The sequence below is a fragment of the Erythrobacter sp. genome (genome assembly GCF_040217515.1).
Lineage (GTDB): Bacteria > Pseudomonadota > Alphaproteobacteria > Sphingomonadales > Sphingomonadaceae > Erythrobacter.
Genome location: NZ_JAVJPT010000005.1, coordinates 310019 through 326262, shown reverse-complemented (window position 1 = coordinate 326262; position 16244 = coordinate 310019). Strand labels below are relative to the sequence as shown.

At 66.0% G+C, this 16244-nt stretch carries 12 protein-coding genes; 6 read left to right on the top strand and 6 right to left on the bottom strand.

The window, feature by feature from the left end:
- Positions 1-687: 687 nt before the first annotated feature.
- On the bottom strand, positions 688-1305 hold the full coding sequence (locus tag RIB52_RS07570; protein ID WP_350174540.1) for a hypothetical protein: 618 nt from the start codon (positions 1303-1305) through the stop codon (positions 688-690).
- Positions 1306-1549: 244 nt separating this feature from the next.
- Positions 1550-4492, bottom strand: a complete 2943-nt coding sequence (gene uvrA / locus RIB52_RS07565) for an excinuclease ABC subunit UvrA (RefSeq protein ID WP_350174538.1) — start codon at positions 4490-4492, stop codon at positions 1550-1552.
- A gap of 342 nt (positions 4493-4834) precedes the next feature.
- Here uvrA and RIB52_RS07560 point away from each other — a divergent pair, with 342 nt between their 5' ends.
- Entirely contained in the window at positions 4835-6106 is a 1272-nt protein-coding gene (locus RIB52_RS07560) for an amidohydrolase family protein (RefSeq protein ID WP_350174536.1), read from the top strand.
- 223 nt (positions 6107-6329) lie between these two features.
- A complete protein-coding gene (locus RIB52_RS07555) occupies positions 6330-7133 on the top strand; it encodes a lysozyme (protein ID WP_350174534.1) in 804 nt (267 codons plus the stop codon).
- Positions 7134-7446: 313 nt separating this feature from the next.
- On the opposite strand, the gene RIB52_RS07550 is transcribed toward RIB52_RS07555, so the two are convergent.
- Genes RIB52_RS07550 through RIB52_RS07535 form a run of 4 tightly spaced genes read right to left on the bottom strand, consistent with a single transcriptional unit; the run spans position 7447 to position 10634 of the window.
- On the bottom strand, positions 7447-7929 hold the full coding sequence (locus RIB52_RS07550; RefSeq protein WP_350174532.1) for a hypothetical protein: 483 nt from the start codon (positions 7927-7929) through the stop codon (positions 7447-7449).
- 46 nt (positions 7930-7975) lie between these two features.
- On the bottom strand, positions 7976-8770 hold the full coding sequence (locus RIB52_RS07545) for an ABC transporter ATP-binding protein (protein WP_350174530.1): 795 nt from the start codon (positions 8768-8770) through the stop codon (positions 7976-7978).
- Positions 8770-9774, bottom strand: a complete 1005-nt coding sequence (locus RIB52_RS07540) for a FecCD family ABC transporter permease (RefSeq protein ID WP_350174528.1) — start codon at positions 9772-9774, stop codon at positions 8770-8772. Before RIB52_RS07540 ends, RIB52_RS07545 begins: the two co-directional genes overlap by 1 nt.
- Positions 9771-10634: an ABC transporter substrate-binding protein gene (locus RIB52_RS07535; RefSeq protein WP_350174526.1), complete on the bottom strand. Its 864-nt coding sequence runs from the start codon at positions 10632-10634 to the stop codon at positions 9771-9773. The genes RIB52_RS07540 and RIB52_RS07535 overlap by 4 nt, the downstream gene beginning before the upstream one ends.
- A 220-nt stretch (positions 10635-10854) precedes the next feature.
- On the opposite strand from RIB52_RS07535, the gene RIB52_RS07530 reads away from it, so the two are divergent.
- From RIB52_RS07530 to mdh, 4 genes are all read left to right on the top strand, one after another.
- Complete coding sequence (locus RIB52_RS07530; RefSeq protein ID WP_350174524.1) at positions 10855-12195, top strand: cell wall hydrolase; 1341 nt, start codon at positions 10855-10857, stop codon at positions 12193-12195.
- A 271-nt stretch (positions 12196-12466) separates the two neighbouring features.
- The gene (locus tag RIB52_RS07525; protein WP_350174522.1) at positions 12467-12886 is read left to right on the top strand and encodes a hypothetical protein; all 420 of its coding nucleotides are present in this window, start codon (positions 12467-12469) and stop codon (positions 12884-12886) included.
- 141 nt (positions 12887-13027) lie between these two features.
- Positions 13028-14998, top strand: coding sequence for a putative bifunctional diguanylate cyclase/phosphodiesterase (locus tag RIB52_RS07520; protein ID WP_350174520.1), 1971 nt, complete (start codon positions 13028-13030; stop codon positions 14996-14998).
- A gap of 252 nt (positions 14999-15250) precedes the next feature.
- Positions 15251-16213, top strand: a complete 963-nt coding sequence (gene mdh / locus RIB52_RS07515; protein ID WP_350174518.1) for a malate dehydrogenase — start codon at positions 15251-15253, stop codon at positions 16211-16213.
- The last annotated feature ends 31 nt before the right edge of the window (positions 16214-16244 follow it).

Below are 16244 nucleotides of genomic sequence, written 5' to 3'. Positions count from 1 at the left end.
TTGATCGGAGCCTGCCTCGATATAGACGATCTAATTGCCTGAATTGATGGGTACTCCGATCTTCTGGCACCTTCAGATACTCAAGGGAAACTGCTCTAGCCCCAGCATTCTTCGCCGCGATCCCCAAGAAGAGTGCTTGCTCCTCAGCGTCCGGAAATATGGGTTGAAGCCGCACACAAGTTGGAATGTCAGCTTCCGCGAGCATGGAGACAATCTCCAAGGACTCGCAAACAGAAGGTGTGCCTGGTTCAACTGCGTTCTTGTCGAACAAAGAAGCGCCGATTGACACCCGCACATAGTAATTTCCAACGGAAAGCAAATTGCGCACAGACTTCAAATCACAAAAACGACCCTTTGTACTAATTATAGTAGGATAATCGAACTCATTCAAGACGCCTAGAAGATCATTTATACATTGAGTCTCAACAGACGAAATTGAGAATGGGTCCGTCATACCGCCCAGCTGAATTGGAATGCGGCGCTGCAGAAACTCTTCAAACGCGCCTCGACCACGCCCTTCGGCTGCGCGCTTCAGCCGCTTCCTGAAAGCGCCAGAGTTTACTAGTTGAATCCTTGGATCCCCTCGGAAACCACCTCGCGCCTTTGCAAAACAGTAAGAACATGCCATTTGGCACTCACTTTGTGTATCGAGCCGAATTGGGGACGCGCAAAAATGTATTTGGCTAGTTATACCTGCATAATGCTCGTAGTTTCGTCTAACCATTCCACAAAATACTCAATTGTGAACCACACATTTTCAATGAAAACCCAAAAAACTAGGGCGAATGATATAATAATAAGACAATTGATAGCCCCTCTTACTAATGGGTGTCGCTTTGTTAAATAACCGAACAGCTCCCAGAATATATCGTTCTCGCGTTGATCATCTGCCTCGGGCGCCTGCCTCGAGTACATTTCATACACCTGCGACTGATGCATAAAGTAAACGATTGTACGATCACTCAACGCCTCCACTGCGGCATTTTGACCTTCCGGAACTTTGTTGCTTACCTCAGTACAGCAGGTAGCTAAGCCCTTATCTATGAAGCGTTTTCGCATTGGCTGGGTATGGTCGTATTTCCAGAGCAATGGGAACTTTCCCTTCTTACTTAAGGCGTAATAGACCTCCCAAATCACCCACCGCGGCGAATGCCCAAGCTCCTTGTATTTCGTATATGTATCATGCCTTTTGATGAAGGATGGGCAAAATATCGCAAAAAGCGCAGCGGATAATGCAAACAGAAACGATGAGAGCCATAGGATCATCCAATTAAATGGAAGGCCAACGTCAATCTTGAGGATCATATCGGGCGCTGTCGAAATTGAAATCGTGCTGGGAAGGTACCTGAAGATGTAAAGCGCGATAGGCACTAAGGCGAACCACGCTATAAATAGCCGTACGAAAGAAAACTTGAAGAAGCCGGTAAGAAACTGCCAATGCCCTAGGTTCACTCGTCCTCTCCTTGCGCCTAGATGGCGTGCCTACGCTGGTTCGCAGTTGGAAGCGAAAGCGAGAGGTCAGGTACTACCCCTTGCAAGCAAGCTGTAGTCACTGCGCAGCCTCGCGGCCACCCTGCCCCAACATCCCCCGCAAATACCCCCCCGTAAACGACCGCTCCACCTCGGCCACTTCCTCCGGCGTGCCCTCCGCAACAATCTCCCCGCCGCGCACGCCGCCCTCCGGGCCGAGGTCCACGATCCAGTCGGCGGTCTTGATCACGTCGAGATTGTGCTCGATCACCACCACCGAATTGCCCTGCTCCACCAGCCGGTGAAGCACTTCCAGCAGTTTGCGAACGTCCTCGAAATGCAGGCCCGTCGTCGGTTCGTCGAGGATGTAGAGCGTCTGCCCGGTGGAGCGTTTCGACAATTCCTTGGCGAGCTTCACGCGCTGCGCCTCGCCGCCTGACAGGGTCGTCGCCTGCTGGCCGACCTTGACGTAGCCGAGCCCGACCTCGTTCAGCATCCGCATCTTGTCGCGGATCGAAGGCACCGCCTTGAAGAAGCCTTCCGCGTCCTCGATCGTCATGTCGAGCACGTCGGCGATGGACAGCCCCTTGAACTTCACCTCCAGCGTTTCGCGGTTGTAGCGCTTGCCCCCGCATTCCTCGCAGGTGACGTAGACGTCGGGGAGGAAGTGCATCTCGATCTTGATGAGGCCGTCGCCGGTGCACGCCTCGCAGCGCCCGCCCTTGACGTTGAAGGAGAAGCGCCCCGGCTTGTACCCGCGCGCCTGGCTTTCGGGCAGGCCGGCGAACCAGTCACGGATCTGGGTGAAGGCGCCGGTATAGGTCGCCGGGTTGGAGCGCGGGGTGCGGCCGATGGGGGACTGGTCGATCTCGATCACCTTGTCGCAGTTCTCCAGCCCCTCGATCGCGTCGTGCTTGCCCGCGACGACGCGCGCGCCGTTGAGCACGCGGGCGGCCCCGGCATAGAGCGTGTCGATGGTGAAGGAGGACTTGCCCGAACCGGACACGCCGGTGATGCAGGTGAAAGTGCCGAGCGGGATGGAGGCGGTGACACCGCGCAGGTTGTTGGCGCTCGCCCCCTTCACCGTCAGTTTCAGGCCATTGCCCTTGCGCCGCTTTTCCGGAACCTCGATTGCGCGCCGCCCGGTGAGGTAATCGGCGGTGAGCGAGCCTTTCGCCTTCATCACCTTTTTCAGCGTGCCCTGCGCGACGATCTCGCCGCCATGGACGCCCGCGCCGGGGCCGAGATCGACGATATGGTCGGCGCTGCGGATCGCGTCCTCGTCATGCTCGACCACGATCACCGTATTGCCGAGATCGCGCAGCCGTTTGAGCGTGGCGAGCAGCCGGTCATTGTCGCGCTGGTGCAGGCCGATCGAGGGTTCGTCGAGGACGTAGAGCACGCCCGACAGCCCGCTGCCGATCTGGCTGGCGAGGCGGATGCGCTGCGATTCCCCGCCCGAAAGCGTGCCCGATGTGCGGTCGAGATTGAGGTAGTCGAGCCCGACATTGTCGAGGAAGCCGAGCCGCTCATTGATCTCTTTCAGGATGGCCTTGGCGATCTGGCCCTGCTGATCGGTCAGGTGATCGTCGGCCTCGGCAAACCACGCCTTGGCATCGGCAACGCTCATGCGGACGGGTTCGGCGATGTCGATGGGACCGGTGGGGCCGGGGATTTTCACGGCGAGCGCCTTTTCGTTCAAACGCTTGCCGCCGCACGCCTCGCAGGGCTGCGCGGTCTGGAACTTGGACAGCTCCTCCTGCATCCACGCGCTCTCCGTCTGGCGCATGCGGCGATTGAGATTGCCGATCACGCCTTCGAACGGCTTGGTCACGGTGTATTGCTTGCGCCCGTCCTTGAAGGTGAGCGGGACCGGCATCCCGCCCGTGCCGTGCAGGATGATCATGCGCTGGTCGGGCTCGAGATCCTTCCACGGCGTCGTCAGGTCGAAATCGTAGGCTTTCGCGAGGCTGGCTAGCACCTGCATGTAATAGGGCGACGGCGGGTTGGATTTCGCCCACGGCACGACCGCGCCCTGTTTGAGCGTGAGCGCCTCGTTCGGGACGACCAGCCGTTCGTCGAACAGCTGCTTTTCCCCGATCCCGTCGCAGGCGGGGCACGCGCCCTGGGGCGAGTTGAAGGAGAACAGGCGCGGCTCGACCTCCTCGATGGTAAAGCCGGAGACCGGGCAGGCGAATTTCTCGGAAAAGACGATGCGGTTGGCAGGGATGCCGGCGCCTTTCATCGCCCCGCCCTTGGCATCGGCACCTTCGCCCTCACCCTCACGCCCCGGCACGACGCCGTCGGCGAGATCGACATAGGCCAGACCCTCGGCGAGCTTGAGCGCGGTCTCGAAACTGTCCGCCAGCCGCGTCTCCAGCCCCTCCTTCACCGCGAGCCGGTCGACCACCACCTCGATGTCGTGCTTGAACTTCTTGTCGAGCGCGGGGGCCTCCTCGATGGGGTAAAGTTCCCCGTCGATCCGCACGCGGGTGAAGCCCGCCTTCTGCCATTCGGCGAGCTCGCGGCGATATTCGCCCTTGCGCCCGCGCACCACCGGGGCGAGCAGGTAAAGCCGCGTGCCTTCCGGCAGCGCCATCACCCGGTCGACCATGTTCGAAACGGTCTGGGCCTCGATCGGCTCTCCCGTTGCGGGCGAATAGGGCGTGCCGACCCGCGCCCATAACAGCCGCATGTAATCGTAGATCTCGGTGACGGTCGCGACGGTCGATCGCGGGTTCTTCGACGTCGTCTTCTGCTCGATGCTGATGGCGGGGGAAAGCCCGTCGATATGCTCGACATCGGGCTTCTGCATCATCTCAAGGAACTGGCGCGCATAGGCCGACAGGCTCTCGACATAGCGGCGCTGCCCCTCGGCATAGATGGTGTCGAAGGCGAGGGACGACTTGCCGCTGCCCGAAAGCCCGGTGACGACGATCAGGCTGTCCCTCGGCAGGTCGATATCGATGCCCTTGAGGTTGTGCTCGCGCGCGCCGCGGACGGATATTTTCGTGAGGCTCATGGGACGGCTTTGTTCCGGAAATGTTCGTAGGTGTAAAGGGACGAGTGGCCCATTGGCGAGAGGCTTGCCAATACCGTCTTGACGAAATGGTCGCAGTCTTTCGGCATTGCAACGGGCGAGGCAAGCGACCGAAGCGAAATGACCCCGCAGCAGCGCTGATGCAACGCCCGGCATGTCGGCTTGGTTTCCACGCCCCGCCTGTCCAATCGTCGAGCCGCCTCAATTTCCCTTGGTGGTGCCTTGTCGCTACGCCCGATAGGCGGCAGTCAAAGGCATCCACAAACCCCCGCGCTGAGTAACTAAAGATCTGTAACTAAAGATCTGAAGTAACAGGAGATAGTCATGAGCCGGACCTTTATTGCCCTCCTTTGCGCGCTTGCCTTTTGGTCGCCAGCTCTCGACGCGCAAGATCAGGTGGAGGGGGATCAGGACATCCTCACCCTTTATCGCGGGGCACAGGGTTGGACTGGCCAGGGCTTCGAGCAGCGTGATTTCGCCGTACGTAGCAGCCGCATCGTGGAGCCTGCCCCCGGTAAGAACCCCGGGCGGACCGTCGATCTCGAAGGGTCCTTCGTAACGCCTGCGCTCGCCGACGCGCACAACCACATCACCGTCCCGGCCGATTGGTCGAGCGGCCAGTTCCTCCGCAACGGCATCTATTACATCTGGAATCCCAACACCGTGCAGCTCGGCGACGGAGCGAAGGATTACTTCGCCCGCCCCGACACCTTCGACGTAAAGGTCGCTTTTGGAGGGATCACCGAACCGCGTGGTCACCCCGAACGGCTCTATGTCGAAGTGCTGAGCGACCAGGTCTATGGCGGGCGCAAGGATTTCCTTGGCGATGCCTTCCATTACGGTCGCGACCGGGCCGAAATCGAAGCATCGCTCGATACGCTGGTGCAACAGGGCGCGGATTTCGTGAAGGGCTATTTGCTCTATTCGGAGGAATACGAAGCCCGCGTCGATGACGACGAATATTACGGGGCGAAGGGCCTCGATCCGGCCAATGTCCCGGTGCTGGTCGAGGAAGCTGCGAGGCGCGGGCTGAAGACCGCGTTTCACGTCGAGACCGCAGCAGATCTGGTCGCCGCGGCCGAAGGCGGGGCTTTCGCCGCGATGCACCTGCCCGGATACAGCCTGTTTCGCGACGGTAACAAAGCGGTGCAATTCATTCTGCGCGACGACCAGGCCAAGGTCGTGGCGGAAAGCGGTATGGTGCTGGTTTCCACCTATGTCCTGGCCGCCCGCAGCGCGCAGCGGATCGAGACCGATCTCGGCCGCAGCCGGGTCGCGCTCGCCTATGCGGTGCAGCGCGAGAACCTCGCAAAGCTGAGGAAGGCCGGCGCCGAATTCATGATCGGCACCGATGGCGGCGGCAGCGTGATCGACGAGATCGTGCATCTTGACCGCCTCGACGTGTTCGACCGCGCGGAACTGCTGCGCATCGCCTTCGAAACTGGGCCCCGACTTTTCCCGGAGCGGCGCATCGGCTGCCTTGAAGCCGGGTGCGAGGCCGATTTCCTCGTGCTCGAGGGCAACCCGCTCGACGATCCCGGCTTGCTCGCGAAAACAACGCGCAAGGTCAAGGCGGGTCGCCCGCTCGGCTCGTAACGGTGTGGAGTCTTGGACGGGGTCGCCTGCCGCCGCGCCCCGTGTCTCAGCCCCGGTGAAGCGTGGACATTTCCCCTCATCTCGCTCGTTGATCCAGTGAAAGCCGACAACGCACTGGACTTACGAACGAAAAGAGGACCCCATCCCCACTACAGAGCTCCAGTGCATTCCCCGCTCCGCCCCGCCGCCCCGCTCCGCCAAGCCGCCCTTGTCCGGCCGGCGCGTGCCGACCCCGATCCCCGCGCGTCGGCCCGAAAGCCTGCGGCGGCGGCGCTTTCTGCGCTCGTTCCGCGAGTTCCGCGAGCGGCTTGCCCGTCGCCGGGCGCGCTGCAGCAATCCGTCGGCGACAGCCAATCCCGCCACCGGGCCTTCCGCCATCAAACGCCGCCCGCGGCTTTCGCGGCGCAAGGGCGCGGCGGCAATGCTGAGCGTCTCGGCGGTCGCCCTTGCAGGGGCATCCGACCTCGCGGTCGAGCAGGCGGCGGCCGGAACCGAACCCGTAATCGAGCAGGCCGTGGTCCTCGACCCCGCAGTTCGCCGGGATGCGCAGGACCTCTCTACCAGCGAAGCGATGGTCGAGGCGCTGGTCGAGGAAGAAGGCGTGCGCTACCGCGTCTATCGCGACGTGGCGGGCTACCCGACCGTGGGCGTCGGCCACCTCGTCCTTCCCGAAGACAATCTGCGCGTCGGCGACCGGATCACCCATGGCCGGGCGATGAAGCTGCTCGAACGCGATCTCGAAAAGGCCGCGGACGGCGTGCGCGAACTCGTCGGCGACCTGCCGGTCAACCAGAACGAATTCGATGCGCTGGTCGACCTGGTGTTCAATGTCGGGATCGGCAGTGTCTCCAAGGAGGAAAGTCCGCGCCTCAACGCCGCGATTCGAAGAGGGGATTACGAGGCGATCGCGGCGGAACTCGATTACACCACCGCCGCCGGCCGCGTCGCGCGCGGTCTGGCCTATCGCTCCGAGCGGCGCAGGCAGATTTTCCTCGACGGCGATTATGAGGATCCGCGCGCGGCCTGACCCTTGAACCTGTAATGCCCCTTCGCAGGAGACCTACAGGAAAACTGAAGTCCCCATCCGCCCATGGCGCGCTATGGTCGGTTTCTCTTTGCAAGTCTTCGCAAATGCCCTTCGGGTCGCACCTTTCCGGGCCAGCGCGACAACTTGCCCGGAGAGGGTCGGCCCGCGGCGCTCCCCCATGCATTGAGGTGGGGGTGGAACCGCCGGGTCGACCCATTTTCGCCTTTATGGCCGCTGTTTTGCGCGCCGGCGCATTGCGCGCACAGTGCGGCCGCGCGCGGTCCGCTCAGCCCCGCAGCTCACGGCGCCGCCGTCACTCCGGGACGCAATAGCCCAGCGCCGAGAAGAACCCGTCGATCCCGCCGGTCTGCTCGGCCGAGACGACGCGCTGGATCGCTTCCTGCCGGTAGTCGAAGATTTCCTGGTTGGCCTTGTCGACGCGGGCCTGGTCGCCATCGACCGCATCGAGAACCACCTTGGCGTAATACTGGAATCCCAGCTTCGCCGTTTCGGCGCTAAAGCGGTCGGGCAGGTTTTGCCAGAAGGTCACTTCGGTGCTGTTCTCCTGCACAAGCTGGAGCGCCCACCAGTAGCCCGCGCATTTCTTCGCTTCGCCCAAGGTCGAGGCACGAAGGCCCGATTCCATGCTGGCCATGAATTCGGCATTGGCTTCCTGCGGGGTGGATACCCCCTCCGCCGCTAGCGGCGTCGCGGCGAGCGCGGCGGCGGCGGCGAAGCAGGCGGCGCTGACGGCGCGGCCGCAGGGCGTGCGCGATAGCGCGGCGTATGCGATCATTTGCGGGTCTCCATGTCAGGGACCCATAGCGCATTCGAGCAGCGGATTACTTGGAAATTTGCGACACACCCGCCCCGCCCGCACCCGCCTGCGCCGTCCGCGCGGTGAGCGCCCGCGCCCCCGGCCCGCCCAGCCAGCGCGCCTCGATCCCCCACACCGCCGCGATCCGGTCGGGGGCGAGCGCCTGCTCGGGCGCGCCCGCTGCGACCAACCGCCCGCCGTCCAGCACCAGAACGCGGTCGGCGTGGTTCATCGCCAGGGCAAGGTCGTGCAGCACCACCACCACGCCCTGCCCGCCCTCGGCACAGGCGCGCAGGTGACGGATGAGCGCGAGCTGGTGCGCAAGGTCGAGCGCGGCGAGCGGTTCGTCGGCAAGGATCCAGTGCGGCTCCCCCGCCAGCACCCGCGCAAGCAGTGCGCGCGCGCGCTCGCCACCAGAAAGGCGGCTCGCCGGGCGATGGCGCAGGTCCTCGAGCGAGAGCGCGGTGATGGCGCGCTCGATCGCCTCGTGCCCCCGACCCCTTGCATCGCCATGCGGCATCCGCCCAAGCGCGACGAGCGTCCCTACGCTCACGTCCCAGGCGATATCCGCCCCCTGCGGCAGGTATCCGAGCGCGCGTGCACGTTCGCGCGCAGACAGATCGGCGAGGTCGCACCCTTCCAGCACGACCCGCCCCTCCTCGGGCGCAAGCAGGCCGGCAAGACCGAGCAGCAGGCTCGACTTGCCCGCGCCATTGGGCCCGACGATCGCGGTAATCGTCGCGCGCGCGAGATCGGCCGACACGCCTTCGAGGACGCGTACCCCGCCCCGTTGCAGCGACAGTCCATGCGCTGCCAGCATCACACCTCCCCCCGGCGCATGCGCAGCAGCAGGAGCGCGAAGAACGGCGCGCCGATCAGCGAAAGCGCGATGCCGAGCCGCAGCTCGGTGACGAAGGGTAGCAGGCGCACTGCGCTGTCGGCGACCAGCACGAGGCAGGCCCCGGCAAGCGCGCTCGGCAGGATCAGGCTCGCAGGCCGCCGGTCGGTCAGCGGACGGACGAGATGGGGCACGATCAGCCCGACAAAGCCGATGATCCCAGCCACCGCCACGCTCGCCCCGACGGTCAGACCGACGCCGATCACCAGCAACACCAGCAGCCGCGCCGGGTCCACCCCGAGCGAGCGCGCCGCCTCTTCGCCGAGCGTCAGCGCATCGAGCGCCCGCGCGGCAAGGCCGAGCACGCCGATGCCGAGCGCGACCAGCGGCGCGGCCAGCGCCACTTCGTTCCAAGAGCGGTCGGTCAGCGCGCCGTTCAGCCACAGCACGATCTGGCTCATCGCAAAGGCCGAGGGGGCCATGGTGATGGCCAGCGCGGTGAGCGCGCCCGCAAGGCTCGCGATCATCAATCCGGCCAGGGTGAACAGCGCGATGCCGCCCCCCGCCCCGCCCTGCGCGTCCGATGTCGTGCGGCCCGCGATCAGCGCGAGCAGCGCCATGGCGAGCCCTGCACCCGCCAGAGCAAAGCCGGGCAGGCTCCACGCGGCGAGCGCGGGCGAAAGCAGGCCCGCGAACCAGAACGATCCCACCGCCCCCAGCGCCGCCATGGGGGCGATCCCGAACAGGCCTGGATCGGCGAGCGGGTTCCTGAGATAGCCCTGCATTGCCGCGCCCGCCGCGCCCAGCCCCGCCCCGATCACCACGCAGAGCAGCGCGCGCGGCAGGCGCAATTCCATCAGGATGAGCGCGGCGTTTTCGGGCCCGGCCGAGGGCGAGAAGGGGGAAATCCACACCCGCCCGGCCAGCAGCGAAGCGGGCAGCAGGACCGCGAGAAGCGCGGCGAAGACAAGGCTCGCACGAGTCACGGCTCGGCACGCCCCTCGATCCCGGCCCGGATCTCGGCGAGCCGCGCGCGCACGGCGGGGATCGTCGGACCGCCGCAATACAGCAGGCTCGCAGGAAAACGCTCGACGCGCGTCTCCTCCAGCCGGGCGAGCAGCGGGTGTTCCTGACCTGCGCTGTCGCCCGCGACCAGCAGCAGGTCGGGCGGATCGGCCAGCAGGGTCTCGAGCGCGACATGGTCCGCCTGCCCGAGCCCGCGCGCGGCGGAATGGCTCGCAAAACCGCTTTCGGCCATCAGTTCGGCGATCAGCGTAGCCTCGCCCGGCACGATCTGGCCCGGTTGCCACAGCAGGGTCGCGATCGTCGCGTCCGGCCCGATTCGCTTGTCCGGGTCGCCCGCTCCCTTCGCCCGCATCCGCCGCGCGAGCGCCTCGCCCGCTTCCTTGCGCCCGGCAAGCGCGGCGATGCGGCGCGCCTGGGCGAGGCTTTGCGCAACGCTCACCGGGCTGCCGAACGTCTCGACCCGGAATCCCGCGCGCTCGAGCGCGGCTTTCGTGGCCGGCGCGATGAAACTGCTCGCCAGCACCACGTCGGGCCTCAGCGCGATCACCTCCTCCGCCGTTCCGCCGGTGGTCCCGAAACGCTCCACCATATCCCGGGCGAGCGAGCTGGAGGAGGCATCGCGGCTGTAATGCGACAGGGCGAGGATCTGTCCCGGCGCGGCGATCTCGACCAGCAGCGCATCGAGGCAGGGATTGAGGCTGACGAAAGTGGGGGCGGCGATATTCGCGGGCGCGGCCCGCTCGCGCCCGGCGGGCGCGGGGGCGCAGCCGGCGACCAGCGCCAGCACCGTTCCCGTGATTGCGAGCAGGACTTTGGGCAAAGAAGCGATCCCCTTGGACCCTTTCGATAGGGACGCACCCCCGCAGCCGCAAGCCATGTGCCCGCCCCTGTCTGCCCGTCCCCTGTCTGCCCGCCCCCTGTCTGCCCGCCCCGCCCTGTCCGAAAGCCACCGATAAGCTCTTGCCCCTTCCCTGTGCGCTTTCGGGACGCGTTCGCCGCGGCGCTCGCCCGGCGGCAAGCGCACGGGCTAGGCATGCAAGGTGACCCGTCGCCGCAACCTTGCCCGCACCCGGCTGCTCGAACGCGCTCCCGAAGGCTCGGACGGGCCTGCGACGGGCGGTTCCTGGCATATGCCGGTAATAAAGCGCCGCGCCGCGCTCTTTGCGGGCGCCTTGCCTGCCGCGCCGAAAAGGCTTGCGCAAGTCGCTGCCGGCTTCGGGCAGATCCTGCGAAACCTGCCCTTTCGCAGCTCGCCGCCGTATACCCGCTCCGACCGCCGCCCCTCGCTCAAGGGGCGCCTGGCCGTGCTCATCCTTGCGATTGCAGTTCCGGCTTTGGCCGCGCCCGGTTCGGACCTTGGCGGTCTTGGCGGCCTGCCGCCGGACGCGCAGGCAAACGGCGCGGGGCTTTTCGCCGACGAATTTTCCGGGGCGGCGCGCGAGCCCATGCCTTTCGAGCGTCCGGGCATGAGCTTTCCCGGCTCGGCCTTCTACCATCTCGCCGATCCGCCCGAAGAAGCCGCGCTGATCGCGCTGCCCGGTCCCGATCCGCTCGGGCACGCATCTGCCGGTGCGCCCGGCGCATCCGGTCGGGCGCTCGATCCCGGGCCGTCCGCATTGCCCTTCCTCGCCGCCGCCGCCAATCCGCAGGCAGAACGGTGCCTGGCCGAGGCGGTGTTCTACGAGGCGGCGGGCGAAAGCGAGCCGGGCCAGCGCGCGGTCGCGCAGGTCGTGCTCAACCGCGTGCGCCACCCGGCATGGCCCGGCAGCGTCTGCGGGGTCGTGTTCCAGGGCGCCGAGCGGGCGACGGGCTGCCAGTTCACGTTCACTTGCGACGGCAGCCGCGAGAGGACCCCGCGCGGGGCGGGCTGGGCGCGGGCACGCCGGATCGCGCGGGCGGCGCTGGCGGGCGCAGTCCAGCCGCAGGTGGGCTTGGCGACACATTACCACGCGCTGTGGGTCACACCGCGCTGGGCCGAGGCGCTCGATCCGGTCGGGACGATCGGGGCGCACCGCTTTTATCGCGCGCGCGGGCCGGCGGGCTCTCTCGCCGCCTTCGATGCCGCCTATGCCGGGATCGAACGAGGCGCGCCTACAGCCCCCGCCGCGCGCCGGGCATCGCCGCGGCCATCGCCTTCACGCGCGGTCGCGCCTTCGCCCTCGGTCGCCGCGGCTCCGGGCGGTCCTGTCGCTCCCCGAAAAACCGCCGCCGGGCCCATTTCCACCTCCATCGCCGAACCCGCGCAGGGCAGCGGCAGCGTGCGCGCCGAATATCGCGGCGCGGGACGCTGGAAGCTCCGCCCGGAAGAAGCAGCCCGGCGGGCCCCGCGCATAGCGGTCGATCCGGCCATCGGTGCGGGCGAAGAGGACATCGGGAAGTAAGCCTCGTGGAAAAGCCTGCGGACAGGAACCGGACGAACAGGGGAAAGCGCGGGGATGCGGCGCGCGCCCCGGGGACGGGGTTAACGCGCGCGAAACCCTGACTGCTCACCAAGCCTTAGCGCAGGGCCCCGTAATAGCACCGAAGCCATTTCACCACCTGCGCCCCGCCCGCAGCGCCGCCGCAAAGGCTTTTTCGGAGCCCCGAAGTTCTGGAAAAAAGCCCGCCGCACGAGCCGCCGCAAGGGGCCAAGCCTCGGGAAACCGCCCACCCATGACCATTCGTTTCGCGGCCGCTTCGGGCACCTGGAACGCCCCTGCCTGCGCCCCGATCGCGCGCGGCCTGGTGCGCCGCGCGCGCGAGCGGGCGGCCAATGACAATGGCAGCGACACGGCAAGCGAGGACGGCGCCTCGGGCGCGGCACGCACGCGCAGGTCTGCCCCACGCCGCACGCGCCGCGATGCGCCGGGCGAAAAGGTCCTGCGCGCCGCCCTGCGTCATTTCGCCGAGCACGGGCTCGGTGCCGCCCGCGCGGCGCGAGTCCGGGCGGAAGCCGCGTTCTTCGCCGGCGACCGCGCGGCCTATGACTGGTGGCTGGAAGTCACCCGCACGCTGGACCGGCGTCTGGCCGCGCAGGTCCCCAGTCAGCCGGGCGCGCAGGTCGGCCCCGACGCACGGCAGCCGGGCGCCTGACGATCGCCCGGCTCGGCCGGCTGTTCGTTCCGCCCCACCCGGCTCTTGCACAGCCTTCCCATGGCCGGATTATTCGATCCGTATGACGGTAAGCGTCGCATTAACCCGGCCTTGACCACTTCGCGCTAGACCGAAGCGGATATGGGAGCGACAGGACCCTTTGCCAGGCTGCGCGCGCTGGCCCCGCGCCCGGGCGCGGATCGCGTGTCCGCGCGCGCGCGCCGGCTGCTGGTCAAGACGCTCTACACCCAGCCCGCGAGCCTTGCGATCGGCGCGCTCACCGGGATCGCTGCGACCGCCGTATCGGCTTTCTCGGCGGGGCTGCCGCAATTGTATGCCGGTGCCACGGTGCTCACCCTCATCGCGGTGCTGCGGGTCGTTTCGGCGATGGGCCTGTCGCCGGACAGCGGGCGCACCAGCACGGCCAAACTCGAGATCATCTACGAGATCGGTGCCTTCAGCTATGCGCTGGCCATCGGCGTGGTCGGAGCGATGACGATCTGGCTCGGCGCGCCGGGCGAGGTGCAGGTGCTGATGGTGGCGAACACGCTGTGCTATGGCGTGGGCGTCTCGGCGCGCAATGCGGGTCGGCCGAGCATCGCGATCGGCCAGCTGACCTTGTCCCTGCTGCCGGTCATGGCCGCCTGCGTGGCCGAAGGATCCGCCGCGCTGCTGACATTGGCGGCGACCATCGCGTTGCTGATCCCGGCCATGATGTCGATCGTGCTCAACATTTCCAAGGTGCTTCGCGAGTCGATCGCGTCGGCCGAAACCAGCTCCAATCTCGCCGACCGGATGCAGGTCCTCGCGCGGACCGATGTCGTTACCGGGCTCGCCAACCGGGCGGGGCTCAATCATTCCATGGTCGAGACAATGATGTCGCTGGGCGAAGACGAATGTCTCGCGCTCATCTGGATCGACCTCGATCGCTTCAAGGAAGTGAATGACCTGCTCGGCCATCCGGTCGGCGACCGCGTGCTGCACGAGGTGGCGCGGCGGCTGCGCGAGGTGTCGCCCCCGGGCGCGACCGTGGCGCGTTTCGGAGGGGACGAATTTGTCGTGTTCACCCATATCGAGGATCGCAAGCATTCCGAACGCATCGCAAGCGAGATCCATGCCGAAATCATGCGCCCGGTGCGCATCGACGGCGATCGGCTGGAAGTGCGCGCCTCGCTCGGAGTTGCCCTGCTGCCCGAGGACGGGGCCGATGCCGACACGCTGATGCAGAGCGCGGACCTTGCGCTTTATCACGCCAAGGTCGGGGGCCGTGCGCAGACCCGCTTCTTCGACCGTGCGATGACGCGCGACCTGATCCGCCGGCGCGAGATCGAACACGAATTGCGCGTCGCGATCCAGCGCGAGGAGCTGTCGATCTTCTTCCAGCCGATCGTCGACCTCGAAACCGGGCGCATCCGCACCTTCGAGGCGCTGGTGCGCTGGTTCCACCCGGAGAAGGGCGAGCTCAAGCCCGACGAATTCATCCCCGTGGCCGAGGAGACGGGGGTGATCGTGACGCTCGGCAACTGGATCACCGCGCAGGCCGCGCGCACCGCGGCGACATGGCCAAAAGACGTCAATGTCGCGGTCAACCTCTCCCCGCTGCAGATCCGCGCCCCGGGCGCGGCGCTCGGCATCCGCAACGCGCTGCGCGAAGCGGGACTCGACCCTTCCCGGCTCGAGCTGGAAGTGACCGAAAGCCTGTTCATCGAGGACAACCACGCCACTGCCGCCTTCATCGAGGAACTGGCCGAGGTCGGAGTCCGGTTCGCGCTCGACGATTTCGGCACGGGCTATTCCTCGCTCGGCCACATCAACACCTTCCCGCTGCACAAGATCAAGGTCGATCGCAGCTTCGTCTCGGGCGCGCATGTCGGGCGCAAGAGCGATGCGATCATCCGCGCAGTCGCCGAAATGGGATCGACGCTCGATATCGAGATCGTGGCCGAAGGGCTCGAGACGGTCGAGCAGGTGCAAGCCGTGCGCGAGGCCGGCTGCACGCTCGGCCAGGGCTTCTATTTCAGCCGCGCCGTGCCCGATTACCTCGCCGCGATGCTGATCGCGCAGGAGCGCGAGGGCGACCTGGCGAGCGCACCGCTGCGCGCGCAGGCCTGAGCCTTTCCGACCAGTGAGAGTGACGCAAGGTCGCGCCTGCGGCACGAAAGAGCGTTGTTTTGCACCCCTTATTGCAATTGCGAACTGTTATCACATATTTCCGCCGATCCTGCCCTTTTGGCGGTTGCAATGGATTTGCCGCGCGCCTAGGCCCGCCCGCGAGATCACGGCGCGCTGCGGCTTGGGACGGGCTGCTTTCGTGCCATCAGGACATGGTTTTCGTCCCGAAGGATCAGGGAAGGAAGTCCAAATATGGCCCGCACGAAGATTGCGCTGATCGGCGCCGGGATGATCGGCGGCACGCTCGCCCACCTCGCCGCGAAGGCGGAAATGGGCGACGTCGTCCTGTTCGACATCGCCGAAGGCATGCCGCAGGGCAAGGCGCTCGACCTCTCCCAGTGCGGACCCATCGAAGGTTTCGACGCGAAAATCACCGGCACCAACGATTATGCCGATATCGCCGGGGCCGACGTGGTGATCGTCACCGCCGGCGTCCCGCGCAAGCCCGGCATGAGCCGCGACGACCTGCTCGGCATCAACCTGAAAGTGATGAAGGCGGTCGGCGAAGGCATCAAGAACAACGCGCCCGACGCCTTCGTGATCTGCATCACCAACCCGCTCGACGCGATGGTCTGGGCGCTGCGTGAATTTTCCGGCCTTCCGCACGACAAAGTCGTCGGCATGGCGGGCGTGCTCGACTCCGCGCGCTTCGCGACCTTCCTCGCGTGGGAATTCGGCGTCTCGGTGCGCGACGTCAACGCCTTCGTCCTCGGCGGGCATGGCGACACGATGGTCCCGGTCCTGTCCTACTCCACGATCAACGGCATCCCGGTGAAGGACATGGCCAAGATCAAGGGCGTGTCGGAAAGCCGCCTCGACGAAATCGTCGACCGCACGCGCAAGGGCGGCGGCGAGATCGTCGGGCTTCTCGGCAATGGCTCGGCCTATTACGCCCCCGCCACCAGCGCGATCGCCATGGCCAAGGCGTATCTGGGCGACCAGAAGCGCATCCTCCCTTGCGCGTCCTATGTCGAAGGCAAGTACGGCCTCGACGGGCTTTATGTCGGCGTGCCGACGATGATCGGCGCCGGCGGCACCGAGGACGTGATCGAGATCGACCTCAACGACGAGGAAAAGTCCAACCTCCAGGTCAGCGTCGATGCGGTCAAGGAACTGCTCGAGGCGTGCAAGGGGCTGGATGAGAGCCTTGCGTGACTGCGCTCTCCGTAACCCCGGCGCAGGCCGG